Origin of the sequence: Mesorhizobium sp. ISC25, from assembly GCF_042295465.1 — a bacterium.
Taxonomy (GTDB): domain Bacteria; phylum Pseudomonadota; class Alphaproteobacteria; order Rhizobiales; family Rhizobiaceae; genus Mesorhizobium.
Map to the genome: position 1 here is coordinate 2685381 of NZ_CP135441.1, position 18309 is coordinate 2703689.

The following is an 18309-nucleotide window of genomic DNA, read 5'->3' on the forward strand; positions in this document are numbered from 1 at the left end:
TGCACCATCCCGCGGCCATTTCACACGGCGGATCGAAAACATCAATCTTGCTCGCTGCGCGGAAGAATCTTCGGTCGGTCGGGATCCATTCACGATCCGGCTTTCGCAGCCTGCACCGCCGCTTGCGCGGCGGCCAGCCTGGCGATCGGCACACGGTAGGGTGAGCACGAGACATAGTCGAGGCCGACCTTCTCGCAGAAATGGATCGAGGCCGGGTCGCCGCCATGCTCGCCGCAAATGCCGAGCTTGAGGTCGGGCCGCGTCGCCCTGCCCTTCTCGGCCGCCATCCGCACCAGCTCGCCGACACCCTCTATGTCGAGGGACACGAACGGATCCTGCTCGATGATGCCTTTTTGCCGGTAGGTCTCGAGGAACGAGGCCGCGTCGTCGCGCGAGATACCGAACGTGGTCTGGGTCAGATCGTTGGTGCCGAAGGAGAAGAATTCGGCCGCCTCCGCGATGACGTGGGCGCGGATCGCAGCACGCGGCAGTTCGATCATCGTGCCGGTCAGATACTCGATCCTGACACCGGTCTCCTCCATTACGCTTTTCGCCACAGCGTCGATGCGCGCCTTGACGAAGTCGAGCTCCTTCACCAGCCCGACCAGCGGCACCATGATTTCCGGCACCACCAGCGCGCCGGCCTTCCTGCCGGCCTCGACGGCCGCCTCGAAGATGGCGCGTGCCTGCATCTCGGCGATCTCGGGATAGGAGACGGCAAGCCGGCAGCCGCGATGGCCGAGCATCGGATTGAACTCGTGCAGCGCTTCGGTACGCCGCCTGAGCTTGTCCGGCGACACGTTCATGGCAGCGGCGACCTCGGCCACCTCCTCTTCGGTCTTGGGCAGGAATTCGTGCAGCGGCGGATCGAGCAGACGGATCGTCACCGGCAGCCCGGCCATGATCTCGAACAATTCGAGGAAATCCGAGCGCTGCATCGGCAAGAGCTTGGCCAGCGCCGTTCGCCGGTCCTTTTCCGTATCGGCCAAGATCATCTCGCGCATGGCAACGATGCGGTCGCCGTCGAAGAACATGTGCTCGGTGCGGCAAAGCCCGATGCCTTCGGCGCCGAAGGAGCGCGCCATGCGCGCGTCCAGCGGCGTCTCGGCGTTGGTGCGCACCTTCATGCGGCGCGCCCCGTCGGCCCACTCCATGATGGCGGCGAAATCGCCTGAGAGTTCGGGCTGCAGCATCGGTACGACGCCTTTCAGCACCTGGCCGTTGCCGCCGTCGATGGTGATGATATCGCCCTTACGGAAGGTCGATCCCATCGCCATCAGCGTGCTGGCCTTGTAGTCGACGCGCAGCGAGCCTGCCCCCGAAACGCAAGGCTTACCCATGCCGCGCGCAACAACAGCGGCGTGGCTAGTCATGCCGCCGCGGGTCGTCAGGACGCCTTCGGCCGCGTGCATGCCATGGATGTCTTCGGGGCTGGTCTCGATGCGCACCAGGATCGCCTTGCGGCCTTGGGTCTTGGCCTCCTCGGCGTCGTTCGAGGAAAACACGATTTCGCCTGTCGCAGCACCTGGAGACGCCGGCAGGCCAACGCCGATGATGTCGCGCGCCGCCTTCGGATCAATCGTCGGATGCAGCAACTGGTCGAGCGAGGCGGGATCAATGCGGGCGATGGCCTCCTCCTTTGAAATCAGCCCGTCCCTGGCCATGTCGACGGCAATCTTCAGCGCCGCCTTGGCGGTGCGCTTACCGGACCTGGTCTGCAGCATCCACAATTTGCCGCGCTCGATGGTGAATTCGAGATCCTGCATGTCGCGGTAGTGCTTTTCCAGGCGATCGGAGATGCTGACGAAAGCCTGGAAGGCGTCAGGCATCAGCTTCTGCAGCGACGGCTTGTCGGAACCGGCGGTAATGCGCGCCGCCTCGGTGATATTCTGTGGCGTACGGATGCCGGCAACGACATCCTCGCCCTGGGCGTTGACCAAGAACTCGCCATAAAGCTGCTTTTCGCCGGTCGATGGATTGCGGGTGAAGGCAACGCCAGTGGCCGAGGTGTCACCCATATTGCCGAACACCATGGCCTGGACGTTGACCGCCGTACCCCAGCTTTCGGGAATGTCGTGCAGGCGCCGGTAAGTGATGGCGCGGTTGTTCATCCAGCTGGAAAACACCGCGCCGATGGCGCCCCAGAGCTGCTCGTGCGGATCCTGCGGAAACGGCTTGCCTAGTTCCTCCTCGACTTTGGCCTTGTAGAGCGCGATCACGCCTTGCCATTCGATGGCCGTCAGCTCGGTGTCCAGCTCATGGCCGAGGCCGCCCTTCTGGTCTTCGAGGATTTCCTCGAACACCTCATGGTCGAGACCCATGACGACATCGGCATACATCTGGATGAAACGGCGGTAGCTATCATAGGCAAAGCGCGGATCGCCTGAATCGGCGGCCAGGGCTTCGACCGTCTCGTCGTTCAGGCCGAGATTGAGCACGGTGTCCATCATGCCAGGCATTGAAGCGCGGGCACCGGAGCGCACCGACACCAAAAGCAGTTTCGACGGATCGCCGAAACGGCGCCCGGTCAAGCGGCCGATATGATCGAGGGCGACCGCAACATCAGCCTCCAGCGAGGCCGGATAGGTGTGGCCGTTGGCGTAATAGGCGTTGCAGACTTCGGTGGTGATGGTGAAGCCCGGCGGCACCGGCAGGCCCAGGCTGCACATTTCGGCAAGGTTGGCGCCCTTGCCGCCGAGCAGGTTGCGGTCGCCGGCACGGCCTTCCGCGGCGCCGTCGCCAAAGGTGTAAACCCATTTGGTCATGCTTACTCCCCGGTTGCAGGAGATTGGAAATATAGGCAAATCGAGCGATATGATGGTGCAGTGCGAAAGGCAAGCCGTCGGCAATGCCCGCCGGCCTCTACAATCGATTAAGAGAAAGCGGGGTCGAAAAGACCTGCTTTTGCGCTTCTCGTAAGCCACACAAGGCAACGAGGGCTGGGACCAGCACCATCGCCGAGGCTATCTTTTGGTTCCCGGCTGTAAGCGCGATTCAAAACGTCGCGAACATTCTCAGGTCCTGTAGCCATGCTGTCCGTTTATCCCCAGCCTCGAAGGACTGGCAAGAAAACCGGATAGCTCACGTGCCACCTAATCCGGACAACTCATCTGCTTATGACATTTTGTATCTTCGCCGTTGAGCTTTCCCCCCGCTCGTCTTATAAGCCCGCGCGCTGGGGGCACGTGCTGATGGGGCGTCGCCAAGTGGTAAGGCATCGGTTTTTGGTACCGACATTCCCAGGTTCGAATCCTGGCGCCCCAGCCAATTTCTCTCAGTCCGCTCCTGACGGCTCCGAATGCACGTGCTCACTGGAGTCCTCCGCTCCATAGGGGCACGACAATTTACGCGCGAGAGAGAGACAGCGTTTGACGTATCGCAAGGTTTTATTGACGAATGTGGCGGCTCAATATGTAGTTCAGTTGATTTGGACAAATCGGATACGGTCGTGACGGGGAAGCAATAGCCTCGCCTCGCACCATGCGGGAGCCGATGTCGACCTCGGAGCCGGGCATTACATGCCAACGCCCGGCCCGCAAACAACATCGCAGGAGCAGAATGAGATTACACCCAATTGCCGAAAAAGCAGCCTTTTTCGTTACGCTGCTTGCCGTTCTCCTGCTCGCACTTCTGCCAGTTTTCCGTCTCAAGGAGCTCGGTTTTGGCATAGGCTTCCACTGTGACAAGCTTAATCACGGTGTCGCTTTCGCGGCCCTGATGCTTGTTGGCAGCCTCGGTTGGCCGGAACGCAAAATGAGTTTGATAGCCTTCCTCGCTCTGGTTGGTGCTGCGATTGAAATCCTTCAGGGTACGACCTTAATAGGACGGGATCTCGATGGGTTTGATTGGGCGGCTGATTGCTTCGGCATCGGGTGCGCTCTGGCAGCCATCGGCTGGGCAAATTCGCTTGTTCGACGAGCGACTTGAGGGACATCTCTGAACGGCGCCAATCTGTTCCGGTAGATATACTCTCAAGCGCCGAACGGATGTAGGTCGCCGTCATGTTGCCGTTGGTTGCCGCGGTTACTTTTTGCTGCGAGACCGTACAATTCGAATGCCGCGCAAGGCCTGCAGGAAGGGCCTAACCGTCCTCATCGGCACGGAGTTGCTTGACGCGCCGACGTGCCCTCGTCTCTTTCGACATGCGTTCCGAGTCCCGACCATCTCGGCCCAAACCGGCGCGTTTGCAGTCCGGGCATTGTTCCGATGGTCACTAGGTGTTGCCGGATTCTGATTGAACCGCATTTCAGTTTGCCGTGTCTCAATGTTAGTTGCAGACAACTTGGTCGGGGGCTGCCACTTGCGGTTATCTGTCCACAAGAAAATGGCGTCGACGGCAGAGGGCGAGGTGTGGCAAGAATCCTAGTTTAAGGTCAACTTAGTTGGCCGGCCTGACGATGCATATTGAATAGAAATTTGGCGCTTTACTGCCAGTGCGACCTGGAATTCACACTTATAACTTAATTTTTTCACTAATACAATCGCCAGTTCTTGGCCGCATTCGCGTGATATGACCATGACTGTTTTTACCTAAAATACACATGATTATGCCACTCTACTATTAAATTAAATAAAGCAAAATTGATTTATGAGTAATGTCCGTTGTGTTATTCTGTGATATCAGAATGGTTAGTATATCGTAAAATACCATGTATCGTAAAAATACCATTGATAGCACTTATCAGCTATTAGAACTATTCCGTGTTAGATTTTGCTCTTCATCCCTATCGTCGACTATCCTGAAGTATATTTTTCTCCACAAGGTGACAATCCTGCCACCGATCAACCATTCTATCAGAGCCTGCAGGTATGTGATTTGGCGCTAATATACACCCTCTAGTAGGCAGACATCCGCGGGGCGCTATCGAATCAAGAGGGATTATGGATGGCAACTCTGCACTACGCATCGGGTGGATCCGCCACCGAAATCGCAACCGCCGGCTTCAATCTGGCTGACGTTCAGTATGTTTCGCTGGTCAACGCATTGCCGGAAGGCATGAAGGGCCTGGTCTATCTCAATGAGCACGAGGGCGTAACCGCATCCTTCATCGAGAAAATGACCCCCTTCCTTGGCAATCCGAATGTGTTTGGGTTCTATCTTGTTGACGAGCCCGATCCCACCGGCAGGTGGGGCACCTACGCAACCGCTGAGAACCTGAAGGCGGAATCCGACTGGATCCATGAGCATTTTCCAGGTGCCAAGACCTTCATCACCATGATGAACATGGGATCCCCGACCAATCCGGATTTTACGAATACCTACAATCCGGCCAACACGCATATCGACTATTTCGGCATAGACCCCTATCCGGTGCGCACGGGAACGGACACGGTCGACTACGACATGATCGATCGAGCCGTGGCTGCAGCGGTGAAATCCGGCATCCCGGTTAGCAATATCGTTCCGGTCTATCAGGCCTTCGGCGGCGGTAACTGGGAGACTTCCGACGGCGGAAGACAGGTCATGCCCACCCCCGAACAGATGCAAATCATGATCGATCATTGGGCCGCATTGGTTCCGTCACCTGCCTTCGACTACACCTATAAATGGGGAACGCAGAACGGCGACACCGCGCTTGAAAGCTCCCCGGAACTGCAGGCCGTTTTCCGGGAGCACAACCTCGCTACCTCCGGGACCGAACCGCCTCCCGTCGACACAAGCGACACCTTATACGGCACCAGCGGCGACGATGTGTTCCACGGCGCCGGCGGCCACACGATGATCGGCTATGGCGGCAATGACACTTATTATGTCGAGGATGTCCGCGATAAGGAGGTTGAGGCGGCGGGCGGCGGTGCCGACAAAGTGTTCGCTTCGGTTAGCCATGCGCTTGCGGCTGGCTCCGAGATCGAACTTCTTGCCACCAACAGCCCGTCCGGCACCACGGCAATCAACCTAACCGGCAATGAGTTCGCCCAGACCATCCAGGGCAATGCCGGCGCCAATGTCATCAACGGCCTCGGCGGCGCCGACACCATGACCGGCTATGGCGGCAACGACACCTATTATGTCGACAATGCCGGTGACAGGGTGTTCGAGGCGGTGGGCGGCGGCTCAGATAGGGTGGTCACTTCGGTGAGGCATGCCCTTTCGGCCGGCTCCCAGATTGAGCTTCTCGCCACCACGAACCCGTCAGGCACGACTGCCATCAATTTGCTCGGCAACGAGTTCGGCCAGACTATCCAGGGGAATAACGGCGACAACATCATTAAAGGCGGCGGCGGCGCTGACACAATGGTCGGCTATGGCGGCAACGACATCTACCACGTCGAGAATGCCGGCGACAGGGTGGTTGAGGCGGCCGGCGGCGGTGCCGACAGAGTATTTTCCTCGGTGAGCTACGCTCTTTCGGCCGGCTCGCAGATCGAGATTCTTGCCGCCGACAACCCGGCCGGTACGACGGCTATGAATCTTACAGGCAACGAATTCGGCCAGACAATCAGGGGCAATGCAGGCGGAAATGTCATCAACGGCGGCGCTGGCGCTGACAAAATGGTTGGCTATGGCGGCAATGACACCTACTTTGCGGATAGTGCCGGCGATAGGGTATACGAGGCAGCCGGCGGTGGCACTGACAAAGTGCTTGCTTCGGTGAGCCATGCGCTAACAGCAGGCTCGCAAATTGAGTTCCTCGCCACCACCAACCCGTCCGGCACGTCGGCAATCAACCTGACCGGCAACGGCTTCGCCCAGACCATCCAGGGCAATGCCGCCGCCAATCTCATCAATGGTGGCGGCGGTGCCGACATCTTGACTGGTAACGGAGGCAATGATGCATTCGTGTTCAACAGCGCTCTTGGGGCCGGCAATATCGACAGGATCACCGACTTCAACAAGCTCCAGGACAAGATCCAGCTCGACGACGCGGTTTTTGCCGGGCTTAAGCTGGGTGGCCTTTCATCCGATGCTTTCTTTGCTGGCACGGCCGCGCATGATAGCTCCGACCATATAATCTACAACAGCTCAACCGGGGCGCTGTCTTTCGACAGCGACGGGATCGGTGGCGCAGCTCAAATACAGTTCGCCACTCTCTCTCCAGGTCTGTCGCTTGCGGCAGGTTCGTTTCTTGTGATCTGAACGACCCGGAACGGCGGACCTTCTGCTCGAGCCGGTCCGCCGCTCCGTCTTTGTTCAACCGCAGTATGACCGAGCGCGAATCAACAGCTCGGGGTTTGAAAACGTCCAATTTGACGTGTCGCCATCTGTGCGCATCGGCTAAACGACCGCGGCTAGGCGGCGCACGCACCCGGAGACGACCCTCAGCTATCAACGCCCTTCCTAGCACGCGGCAATACTCACTGTCGGTGAATGTGCAGGCACCTCATCTTGGACACTCCCAGCGTCCCAGCGTCGGCAGGCATGTGCGTTGATCGTGCCACGACGCATGGATTTCATCCTGAGCAAGGTCCGGTGCACCCAGAACATTGGATTAAATTCCCTTCCGAGTCATTGTCTAATCGGCGAACGGCTTGCTGCCCGCCATTGAGGTGTCCTTGTGGCGGTTGCGACAGGGATGGTGGATGCTCATCAGTGAGTGGCAATTGCCGGCACGCTCTCACGGGCAAGTTATTCGACGTAGGGAACCAGATCGCGATGAGCCAGGGCAGGCAACTCAACCGGCCGGCCATCAGGAATGCCGGAGAGCTTCAGCTTGGCTACGACGGATCCTTCGAGGCCGCACCCGATCACTTCGAAAGGCTCAGCGATACGACCCAGATCACTGAGCGCTGAGCGGACTTGCGGCCAAGGAAACTCGGAGCATTCCTCCCAGACCACCCCCTCCCTCAACACGGCATCGAAGACGCCGCGGCACTGGCCAGAGTGGGGTATGGTCGAGAACCTCCAGCAGATGCGCTCCCGCTCGCAGCTCCACGGTCGGCCCCGGGGCACATCAGTATAGCCGCCCTCCTCGGCGGTTTCATCCGAAATCAGCTTCGGCTTTTTCGCGGAAAGGCGCCATGGCCGGCCTTTGCCGAGCACGTCATGGAGCGACTCGATGGCTAGTCACGATTCAACCACAACAACATCCCCTCTCCAGAGTGAAGTTCCCCGCTAATCAAGCTATGAACCACCTCAATCCTCGAACCGGGATGCGCTTCCGAATACCTGACAAGTCGCTTCTGAGCCTCTTTCGACATCGTGGTGGATGAATAATGACGCCGGTCTTTATCTGCGTCGCTATTATCTAGATATATCAGGGAACCAGGTTTCATTAGGGGAAGAACAGATTCAACACAACGCCACCGCCAACTTCCATCGATGATAGCCAGATCGAATGATTGTTGCGATATCCAGCCCAAGTCATAATAATCTGAATTTTCCGCATGCCGCACGGTCGCGTTAAATACCGATCTTTCCTTCAACCTTTTATTTGTGGTCTCCGCCCATTTCTTACTATCTTCTATGGAATTAACCGCCTTTGCTCGCTCAGCAAGCCAAATTGTTGAACTCCCGGACCCGAACTCAATAACGTCTCTGGGTTTGGCTTTGAGAAATTCTCCTATTATCGGAATCACCGAAACGGGCCACCATGGCACTGCCGGGCGAACGCCGAACAGGCGCGATTGCGTGAACTCCACAGCCACTCGCGGCAGGTGGCGCAGCTCTTTCCACGGCATGAGATTTCCGCTTTCACTATGCAAACGCGATTTCCTGCTGGGGCCCCCGGCGATCAGCTTTGTGATGGGGTTCATAGGTGATATCCTTGCTGTCGTTTCAGTGGGCAGATTGGTTATTTCAGACTGAAGCAATAATCCCTTTTAGGGCAATACGTCACCGGCTTTCAAGATAGTCGGTTCTACCTAGGCGATGTGAGCGGATGAAGCCCGGTGTGAGTGCGACAGTGGAAGCGAAATTAGTTTCGTCTTCTCGCGTGTGGGCCGACGCATTTGAAGCATTGAGCTTGTCGACATCTTGTTCATGAAGGCGGCCTCTGTATTGGCGAAAGGCCCAGCTTTTGTTCCCATTGGCATTGTGCGGAAAGAAAGGGGACGATGCCGCCCTTTGGTGGCGCCTGCCGGTCGGCTTTGCTGGCATAGCCGTTGTCGGCGACTGCTGCACACAGCTGGAAGCTAGGCGACGGTCTGTCCAGTCTCGCGGCCGAGCAATTCAGCGTAGGCGACAAGATCGCCGTGAACGGCGGCGGGCAGTTCGACCGTGATCTTGACCGGGCTATCGTCGGGAATGGTGGCGAGTTTCAGCTTGGTCAGGACGAATCCTTCGGCGCCGCTCTCGTTCAGCACCAAAGCCTTCGGCGATGCGTACCAGATCATTGAACGCAGAGCGGATTTGCGGCCAAGGAAACTCGGAGCATTCCTCCCAGGCTTCGCCCTCGCGCAACGCGGCATCGAGCTTGCCCGCTACACCGGCGAGAGTCGTAGCGGGGGTGGTTGAGAAGGCTTCCAGAAGATCCTTCGTCCGCTCGCCAGCCTCGCGTTCGGCTCTGAGCGCAGCAATGTAACCGGTCTTCTCGGCAGCCGCATCCCAGCGTGCCTGATGCGCAGCAAACTCCGTTTCGGCCTTCTCTCGGAGAGCGGCGGCATTCGGCCCGTTGCCGAGCACCTTATTGAGTGCCTCGATCGAGTAGAGTGTCAGTTCCTCGCCATCGGGCAGGCGGACGTCTACACAAGGAAAGCCGACACATTCGATAAGCCTGGCCTCCAGGCGCTGCTGCCTACGGCAAAGCCGATCGGTCAACCTGTGGGCTGTCTGCCATTCCCGCCGAAGCGCCAGTGCTGGGTCGAAAGGCACGTTGGTCCTGCCGGCATCGCCTGCGGACGCGTTACCTTCAAGCGTCCACGCGGTAGTTGCCACCACGGTTCCCGCAAGCACTCGCCTGCGGGTGACGAATGGCAGACTCGTGATATTGTCGGAATCAGTCATGATCCGAGCTCCTTGGAAGCCTAGGGTTGTGATCAGGCCGGGTAAGGTGTTGCACCACCTTATTCGGCCGTTTTACACGGGCTCGTCCTGCCCCCGTTCCAGTATTGTTGGGGCGGAGCGAGCGCAGTATCCACTCTACGGTCTTAAACGAAAAACTTGGCACAATCAAGACTTCTGGCATCAAATGATGCGTAAGGTATAATAATGATAACGAGTGAGCAGTTGCGAGCAGCCCGCGCACTTTTGCAATGGGATCAAAAAGCCCTAGCCGCGAAATCAAAAGTGTCTGTCGCAACCATTAAGCGACTTGAGCCGCTCGCTGGCATGTTGAAGGCCAACCAGGTGACGATCGAAGCATTGACGCGCGCACTGGAAGCCGGTGGCGTCGAATTCATTCCCGAAAATGGTGGCGGGCCTGGCGTTCGGCTAGCACGTCCTCTGGAAAGAAAATGACTGCAGCAAAACGGACGGGCAAAGACTTCGTTCATCTAACTCCGGCCCAGTGTTTTCGATGACGGTTGCGGTGCGTCCATCTGCAGCTCAACTTACGATGTCTTTGTTTGTTACAGACGGATTGCCCTCACTAGAAATGCGGGAGCATCCCGCGAAGTCAAGGCCGAATTGGCGAGCAGGCAAGCGACTGCAGAGAGCAGAAATCAGCCGACAGCTGGAATGGTACGTGAGCGGCACATTGCCGCCCCTACCCGCCCTCGGCCGTTACGGACCTGCCAACCAAACGCTGGCCGTCGTATACTAGACCGGCAGGCGCACTCTCTTCTTACATCATCGAAAACAGGATCGAAAAGACGCGCACGGGCGATCTGCGTAATGCGGAACGGCTCGCTGCCAACGAGTTCGGCAGCTCTGGCCGACATTGGCAGCACCACAGCGGGATTCTCGACCGTTAGTTCGCCGCCCCGCGCTCGGCGCAATTGTTGAGCGCAATGAGGTTTCTAGCCCGGGCCAGGCAGTCAGGCTGCTCATTGCGATACCGGGGTCCTATTTCCATGATGAGGACGGTCCCAAGAAAGAAGACGAGCTCGCTGAAAATGTCATCCCTTCGATATCGCCCCACCCGACCGGTAAGTGCAGGTCGCCCAGACCTGCGCTGCATCCTCCTGCGGGAGGTAGGTTCGATGGAAACCCTGCGGGCGCCCGAAGGAATTATGGACATGCAGGTGCCCCGCGACCGGCGCCATGGCCCGCAGCTGCTCGCGGAAGTTCAGGCCGCAATGAGTGGATCCAATATAGGCGTGACTGAAATCGATGAGCGCCACCAGGTTCGGATGGCCGACCGCCTTTACCGTCTGCGCCACCTCGGCCGGGGTCTGCCGGCACTGACCCGGGTCCATGGTGAAGCGGTTCTCGAAGGCGATGCGCACACCATAGGGCTTGCAGAATTCGGCGAGCTCGAACAGAGCTTCGCGTTCGCGTTCCCCGAAACCATCGAGAACCTGGTCGGCGCGAAAATGCCCGCTATGCTGGACAAGCACGCATCGATCCGGTCGCAGAGTTCCACCAAGGCCTTGGCGGCTTCAATCTGGTAACGGCAGACCGCGGGGTCCATGAGGTTCGATGAGACGACGCCGTGAACCGTATAGCGGAAATCGAATTGGCTGGTCAGTTCGAATAAGCCTCTCGGCTCGCTCGGGGATGATACGGCACCCGCTATGAGGTCGAGGGTGGTCAGTCCCAGTTCAACGGCTTCGACGGCTATATCGGCAAAGCTGCGAAAATCCGCCGCAAGGCTCTCCAACCCGCCATTGGCAGAGATTGAGTTAAAACCTGTGGCGATAATGTTGCTCATGCATCCGCCGATGACGGGCGGCCAGGAATCCCAGGCCGGTCCGGATCACCTAGGTGAGATGGCAATTGCCGAACCGATGCCACTCTCGAACGAGTCTTCGTTCGCCCCCAGGTGCGATCAAGCGGGCTACCTGTGATCAGTAGGCCACATTAACTCGGACTGGACCGCAACGACCTCGAATCTCATAAAGCAGACTGCCTGCCCCGGACCCGCAAGCTCTGAAGAGCACCTCTCGTTCCGGACAGACTTCATACAGAGAGACCCTTCCTCCGCGTAAACTATTACGGTCTCAAGCAAATCACCTTGTCATCCTGGCGAATTCATCCGCCTCCAGAGCTGGTAACTGGCAAGATGCGCCGGATGAGGCAAAATCAAGTCGAACGCCGGAGGCCTTGCCTCTGCAGAATTTCCGGGTTTGCGATTCATTGGTGCGGCGTGCTTGCGAAGCCCAGGAAAAGACCGGTGAAGTTCGCAACACGTTGAATTCTCGGCGACACGCAGACGTTACAGCCCGCCTGTATGCACCCGCAATGGCTCAGATTTGTCTGGGTACGGTCTACTCGGCGCCTGGAGAGGCGAAGTTTTCCGGATTGAGGCGCTTGGGCCACTGCGCGCCAGGGCAGAGCGATCAGATTCGTGTCATACCGTCAAAGGCAAGACACTCGCAATTGGGGGAACAGATGAAGGAAGAGAACGACGTTGAGAAGCTGGTGCGCACGCTGCGTGCTCGAGCACCTGATGACGCGGCGGTATTGCTGGCCCGAGAGTCTCCCGAGTTCATTCGGGACACACTAAAGTTGTTGCCGGACCGGCACGCCCGTAAGGTGGCGGAGCATTTGCCGCCGCATATGCGGCCTGCAAAGCCTCATGGCGATGGCAAGGACCTCGCGATCCCCGAGTCGCTCGTCGAACTGATGGACCCGATTCCCGCCAGCGTTCACGTCGGCACCACGGTAGCCGCCGCAGTGGAGGCCGTCAGACGCACCCCGGTGCCGACCGAGCTCACTTATCTCTACGTAACCGACCAGGGCGACAAACTGGTCGGCCTCGTGGTCCTGCGCGATCTGATGCTGAGCGAAGCGGACGCCACGGTGGATCAGATCATGCTGCCAAAGCCGTTCGCCCTCCCCGGCGATCTGTCCTTGAGCGACGCCTGCAAGGCTGCGGTGCGCCGCCACTACCCTGTCTATCCGGTGGTGGACGCGGAGGACCGGCTGCTCGGGCAGGTTCGCGGCTGGCGCTTGTTCGAGCAGCAAATCATCGAGATTTCTGCCCAGCCTGGCCAGATGGTGGGTGTGCAGAAGGAGGAGCGTTCTTTCACGCCTCTGTTTTCAGCCTTCCTGAAGCGTCATCCCTGGCTGCAGCTCAACCTGCTGACGGCCTTCATGGCCGCTTTCGTGGTCAGCTCGTTCACAGGCACGATCGAGAAGATCGTCGCCTTGGCGGCGTTCCTCCCGGTCTTGGCCGGGCAGAGCGGAAACACCGGCTGCCAGGCATTGGCTATGACGCTGCGTGGCCTTGCCCTGGGCGATGTGGACAAACGACCGAAACTGCACCTGCTGATGAGGGAGGGCGCGCTCGGGATCGCCAACGGCGTGCTCGTCGGTCTTGTGGCGGCTGCGGCCATGTGGTTCTACGCCTCGCGGCAACCGGAGTCGGCCGCCCAGGCGCCTATGCTGGCACTTGTCATCCTGCTCGCCATGTCCGGATCGTGCCTCATGTCCGGAATCTCCGGCGTGCTGATCCCATTGGGCCTGCGGCGGATCGGCGCCGATCCGGCCGTAGCTTCGGCGATCTTTCTTACCACCGTCACCGATATCGTAGGCATGGGCCTGATGCTGGGGCTCGCCACCATGCTCGTGCTGTAGTTTTGGCGTGTCCGCCGATGCGCGTCCTGCACAGGACGCGGTCGGCGGGATCACCACCGTGGGATTTTTGGGGCTTTGAACCGCCGTGACTGAGCAGGTTGCGATACAGACGGATTTTGCGCGCAATTTAGCCGCAGGGATGGGCTTTCTGGCCCAGGAACTCACCGCGGGCGTGAAGCATTGCCCGCCAGCTCTCCGATCGCCCCCGCAATGCGACGGAAGACCTTCGGATGAGCCACATGTGACATCGATGGGTCAGGCAGCGACCAAATACGCGCAGAATCACGCGAACTATATTGATCTTGAAGAAAGCTAGATTCGCTATGGTACGATGAGTTTTGTTAGTTTCCATCGTGACAGAATACTTCGACAATACAGCAACGCTGAGAAGGTGTTTTGGCAACCAGCGCAGCCGAAATACGAAGGAACCCGATAGTTTGTTGCGCGGCTGCAACAGCTGTTGAAAACTCGGACGATTTCGTCAAAGTTCAGTCGCCTTTTTTCTTGCGGTCGTGCTAAGTCGTTCGCAGTGGTCGGGTTTGGGGTGGGTTCTCGGCATGCAATCCTCGTTTCGAACGATCGTCGGCTGCGCCGCGGCGCTGCTTTGTACTGGCATATTGCCGGCCGGCGCCCAGGGTCTTTTTTCGGCCTATGACGATGCTTTTTCAGCCCGCATCGCCAGTCCGGCCGACAACGGGACGCTCGCCCAGTTCGTCACGGTTGCCGTCAACGCCGGGCAGTACGATCAGGCGATCTCCTCAATCGAGCAGTATCTGATCAAATATCCCCGCGATGCGCGCGCCCGGCTGGCGGCCAGCCGGTTGTACTATCATGTCGGCTCCTATGAACTGGCCCGGCGACAGGTGCAGTACGGCATCGAAGTCGGCGGCCTGTCGGCAAGTGAGCAGCAGGAAGCCGTTCGCCTGCTTGCCCGCATCGAGCGCGCGTTGCGTGGCGTCACCTGGGAACTCGCCCTGACCGGCGGCGTATTCAGCGCATTCACCGATTTTGAGCCAGGCGGGGCGCAGGACGACGAGAGCTTCGTCTCGCCCTATGGGCGGGCGGAAGGCTTTGTCCGGTGGGACGTCGGCACGCCAAGTGCCGACGCCCTCGTCCTATCGGGGGCCTTGACGGCGACAGAGCGCTTTTTCACGGCAGACCTGTCGGTTCCGGGTGGCAAGGAAACCTTCATCCACGGCAACGCCGCGATCACCTGGGACAAGGGATTACCCAATAGTGGGATCGATTCGCTGCGCCTGCTGCTTTCCGCCTTCACAGTTACGGATCGCTTCGACAGTGATATCCAGGAAACCGGCATCGGCCTCAGCGGACGCTTTCTTGTGCGCCCGACGGTCGAGACGACGCTTTTCGCCGGTGGCGGCTACATCGATCTAAGCCCCTCGCAAGGCATTTTTGCCGACAGCAGGGTTTTCTATGAGGCAGGCGGCAGCTACCGCTTCCGCAATGGCCAGGCGCTCGGACTGCGCTTTGTCGGCTCGAATGACTTCGCCTCCGGATCTGGCGAAATCGGCCGCAGCTACACGGGCGAGGTCCGCTATGGCGGCCTGTTGATGAACGTACCGGATCTTTTCGCATGGTCGCACCAGGTCGCCTTCCTGGCCGGCCATAGCGACGCTCCCGATCTGTCCGTCGGCATCGGCACAAGTATCAAGAGCGACTTCTGGCGCGTTGCCTCGGAAAGCGATTTTCAGCTGACGGAGTCTCAGAAGATCAGCGTCGATCTCGCCTATCGCGAAACCAACTTCGACATCGCCAGCCGCGACCGAAAATCGTTCGAAATGCTCATGAGCTACACGTTGACGCTCAATTGAAAGAGGCCGCGATGAGGACCCCGTACCGTCAGATCGCCATTTTTGTCGCCTGCCTTGCCTTTGCGGCACCGTCCGCCGCTGAAACGGTCGGGTCGATGACGGCCTACCAGACCAACATCGTCCGCAACAACGGCGGGACAATGGACGTAGGTGCCGGCGTCGAACTCGGCGACCAGCTGCGCAGCGATCCCACTGGTCTTGGAATGCTGGTGTTCCGGGACGAATCGAGCGCCAAGATTGGTCCGAACACCAACCTGACGATCGATGAATTCGTCTACAATCCGGGCTCCGGATCGGGAAAGATCGACATCGGGATGAACAGCGGCCTGGCCCGTTTCTATGGCGGCCAGGTTTCGAAAGGCGGCGTAATGCAGGTTGCGACGCCGCATATGGTGCTGGGGGCCAGAGGCGGCATCATCGAAGTACTGGTGGCAGCCGGCCAGACCGTCGGCATATTGCGCGCCGGCCGCATGACCTGCACGATCAATGGCAAACGGCTGGTCATCACAAACCCGGGCTTCGCCTGCACGTCCGAGGATGGCAAGCTGCTGACCGGCTACGGCGGAATCGACACCTTCCCGATATTGGACAGCATCGACCGGATAGCCGGCACCGGCCTGCCAGGCGCGCCGGGTCCGGGACTGGACGTAAGCGCGCTTTGTGCGTCGGGACTCGGCGGCTCGCTCAAAGTCTGCGATTCCACCGACGGCGCATTGCCAGGAGTGGTCATGGAGTTCCCCGACAGCCCAACGCCACCTGTGGGCGGCGGTGTGGAGGATGAGGGTGGGTGTGAGGGTGAGGGTTGCTGCTACTACTGCAATTAAGCCCGGCGGCACGACATGAGCCTCTTGGTCGGTTCGCGCTGGGCTGATTGGCGGCAAGCTGCCAGGCGCAAAATATCCGGTCTTGTGATCGTGCTCCTGCTGCTCGCTTGCCATTTAGCTTTCGACGGGCCGCTGTCGCGGCTGCGCGAACGCACCTACGACTTCTACCAGTTTCTCGCCCCGCGCCAGGCGACGAGCAATCCTGTCGTGATCGTCTCGATAGACGACGCCAGCCTCAAGGCACATGGGCGATGGCCCTGGAACCGTGGCCTCTTGGCCGATCTGGTCGATGGCATCACCGAATCCGGCGCCGCGGTGATCGGGCTTGCGCTGGTGCTGCCCGAGGCCGACACCTCGCCTGAGGGCATCGCCGGAGACAAGCGCCTGGCAGCGGCACTGGCGAAAAACCGAACGGCGCTTGCCGTCAGCCTGGGCAACGAGGCGACGGTTTCAGAAGCAGAGCCCAAAGCCGGCTGGTCGATCGTCGGGCAAGTACCCGACACGCTTCCCGGCTTCACCGGTTTGACCGGCTCGCTTGCCGACTTCTCGAAGGCCGCCGCGGGGCTCGGCGTAATTCGCACCTTGCCCGATCCCGACGGCGTACTGCGCCATGTGCCGCTGCTCTGGCTTCGCAATACCGCTCAAGGCGTGCAGCTGTGGCCGTCCTTCGCGCTCGAGCTTCTGCGCCTTTACGCCGGACAGGACGGCTACATAGCCCGGATGAATGCCGCCGGGTTTGACGCACTCAGGATGGCCGGCGCTATCGTGCCGCTCGAGCCGGAGGGGAGCATCCGCCTTTGGGAAACCGCCACGGATACGCTCCGTATATCTGCCAGCACTATCCTTTCGGGTGACAGTGACCTGCGGCTGCGGGACGCCATCGCCATTGTCGATCTGTCGGCCGTGGGACTGACGCAGTATCTACCCACCCCGACGCGTCCAGCGCGACCAGGCGCTGACATCCACGCCGATGCAATCGGTCAGTTGCTTGCCGGGCGCTACCTTGCAGAGCCAACGCACGCGCGCACGGTGGAGCGGCTCTGGTTTGTCCTCACTGCCGTCATTTTCATCGGGCTTTCCGGAGTGCTCGCCGGGCGGATCGTGCTTGGTGCCCTGGCTCTGGCGCTGCTGGCCGTCACGCCCTTCGTGTTCGGCGCTCTCGAATACAGCCTGCAGGGAGAACTCTATGACCCGCTGCAGCCGGCGCTTGCGACGATCCTGGTAGCCGGCTTCGAAGGCTATGCCCTCTACAGGCGCAGCGAGCAGCGCCGGTCCACCCTGGCACGGCAATTCTCCCAATACCTGTCGCCCTCCGTGGTGCAGCGCCTCGCAAACTCGGATACCGAAGCGATTCTATCCGGAGAGAAGCGCGAGATCACAATCCTGCTCAGCGACATACGCGGCTTCACGACGATGAGCGAACAGCTCGATACCCAGGAAATCGCAAAGGTGGTCAATCACTTCCTCGGCATTGCGACCGATGAGATCCTCAGGCGGGACGGCACCATCGACAAGTTCATGGGCGACGCCGTGCTCGCCTTCTGGAACGCGCCGCTTGATCAGCCGGATCATCGCGAGCGCGCGCTCGACGCGGGCCTTGCCCTGATCGAGCGGGTGAAGCGCGAAGACGCCGCCTTCAGCGCGGACGGCCACCCCTCCATCGCAATCGGCGTCGCCATCGAGACCGGCATCTGCTCGGTAGGGAATTTCGGCTCCGAACGACGCTTCGATTACACCGCGATCGGCTCGCCGGTGAACCGCACGGCACGGCTCGAGTCGACGACCAAGAAGCTGGGCATCCCCCTGGTGCTTGGCCCCGGCTTTGCGGCAGGAGCATCGATGCCGGTCGTCCAGGCGGGTGCCTTTGAACTTCAAGGTTTTAAGGGCGAGGTGCCGGTTTTCACCATTCCGGAGATGTTAGCCACTCACCAGCGTATGGGCCGGGAAGATAGGGGCCAACACGGCGAGCAATCTGGCGCCCCAGCCACGCTGGACGGTTCGCCGCTGTCGCCGGAAATGGCTCCGCCTGATCTTGCAGCCCGAACCTGATCGGATCCAGTGGATAGCGGGGTCGGCCCAGTATCGTGACCTGACT

Annotated in this window: 11 protein-coding genes, 1 tRNA gene and 2 pseudogenes; 9 read left to right on the top strand and 5 right to left on the bottom strand. The window is 59.7% G+C overall.

Annotated elements, in window-relative coordinates; genetic code table 11:
- Positions 1-89 precede the first annotated feature (89 nt).
- A complete protein-coding gene (ppdK, locus tag RQ479_RS13450; protein WP_376705442.1) occupies positions 90-2765 on the bottom strand; it encodes a pyruvate, phosphate dikinase in 2676 nt (891 codons plus the stop codon).
- Positions 2766-3192: 427 nt separating this feature from the next.
- On the opposite strand from ppdK, the gene RQ479_RS13455 reads away from it, so the two are divergent.
- From RQ479_RS13455 to RQ479_RS13470, 4 genes are all read left to right on the top strand, one after another.
- Positions 3193-3267: transfer RNA gene (locus RQ479_RS13455), tRNA-Gln, on the top strand.
- 291 nt (positions 3268-3558) lie between these two features.
- A complete protein-coding gene (locus RQ479_RS13460; protein ID WP_376705443.1) occupies positions 3559-3927 on the top strand; it encodes a hypothetical protein in 369 nt (122 codons plus the stop codon).
- Between the two features lie 958 nt (positions 3928-4885).
- A complete protein-coding gene (locus tag RQ479_RS13465) occupies positions 4886-7078 on the top strand; it encodes a calcium-binding protein (protein WP_376705444.1) in 2193 nt (730 codons plus the stop codon).
- Between the two features lie 516 nt (positions 7079-7594).
- Positions 7595-7732: a hypothetical protein gene (locus tag RQ479_RS13470; RefSeq protein ID WP_376705445.1), complete on the top strand. Its 138-nt coding sequence runs from the start codon at positions 7595-7597 to the stop codon at positions 7730-7732.
- A gap of 269 nt (positions 7733-8001) precedes the next feature.
- On the opposite strand, the gene RQ479_RS13475 is transcribed toward RQ479_RS13470, so the two are convergent.
- The 3 genes and pseudogenes from RQ479_RS13475 to RQ479_RS13485 all read right to left on the bottom strand — a co-directional run bounded on the left by RQ479_RS13475 (position 8002) and on the right by RQ479_RS13485 (position 9883).
- A complete protein-coding gene (locus RQ479_RS13475) occupies positions 8002-8694 on the bottom strand; it encodes a hypothetical protein (protein ID WP_376705446.1) in 693 nt (230 codons plus the stop codon).
- A gap of 384 nt (positions 8695-9078) precedes the next feature.
- A pseudogene (locus tag RQ479_RS13480) lies at positions 9079-9210 on the bottom strand (DUF2274 domain-containing protein); the annotation flags it as partial.
- Positions 9173-9883 carry a hypothetical protein gene (locus RQ479_RS13485; protein WP_376705447.1) on the bottom strand — a complete coding sequence of 237 codons (711 nt, stop codon included), beginning with the start codon at positions 9881-9883 and terminating at the stop codon, positions 9173-9175. The pseudogene RQ479_RS13480 and the gene RQ479_RS13485, both read right to left, overlap by 38 nt.
- A gap of 204 nt (positions 9884-10087) precedes the next feature.
- On the opposite strand from RQ479_RS13485, the gene RQ479_RS13490 reads away from it, so the two are divergent.
- Positions 10088-10336: a multiprotein-bridging factor 1 family protein gene (locus RQ479_RS13490; protein ID WP_376705448.1), complete on the top strand. Its 249-nt coding sequence runs from the start codon at positions 10088-10090 to the stop codon at positions 10334-10336.
- A gap of 451 nt (positions 10337-10787) precedes the next feature.
- On the opposite strand, the pseudogene RQ479_RS13495 reads toward RQ479_RS13490, so the two are convergent.
- Positions 10788-11690: pseudogene (locus RQ479_RS13495) on the bottom strand (sugar phosphate isomerase/epimerase family protein).
- Positions 11691-12370: 680 nt separating this feature from the next.
- On the opposite strand from RQ479_RS13495, the gene RQ479_RS13500 reads away from it, so the two are divergent.
- The 4 genes from RQ479_RS13500 to RQ479_RS13515 all read left to right on the top strand — a co-directional run bounded on the left by RQ479_RS13500 (position 12371) and on the right by RQ479_RS13515 (position 18263).
- Positions 12371-13558: a magnesium transporter gene (locus RQ479_RS13500; RefSeq protein WP_376705449.1), complete on the top strand. Its 1188-nt coding sequence runs from the start codon at positions 12371-12373 to the stop codon at positions 13556-13558.
- A gap of 557 nt (positions 13559-14115) precedes the next feature.
- Positions 14116-15390, top strand: a complete 1275-nt coding sequence (locus RQ479_RS13505; protein ID WP_376705450.1) for a tetratricopeptide repeat protein — start codon at positions 14116-14118, stop codon at positions 15388-15390.
- A gap of 11 nt (positions 15391-15401) precedes the next feature.
- The gene (locus RQ479_RS13510) at positions 15402-16214 is read left to right on the top strand and encodes a FecR domain-containing protein (RefSeq protein WP_376705451.1); all 813 of its coding nucleotides are present in this window, start codon (positions 15402-15404) and stop codon (positions 16212-16214) included.
- 24 nt (positions 16215-16238) lie between these two features.
- The gene (locus RQ479_RS13515) at positions 16239-18263 is read left to right on the top strand and encodes a CHASE2 domain-containing protein (RefSeq protein ID WP_376705452.1); all 2025 of its coding nucleotides are present in this window, start codon (positions 16239-16241) and stop codon (positions 18261-18263) included.
- The last annotated feature ends 46 nt before the right edge of the window (positions 18264-18309 follow it).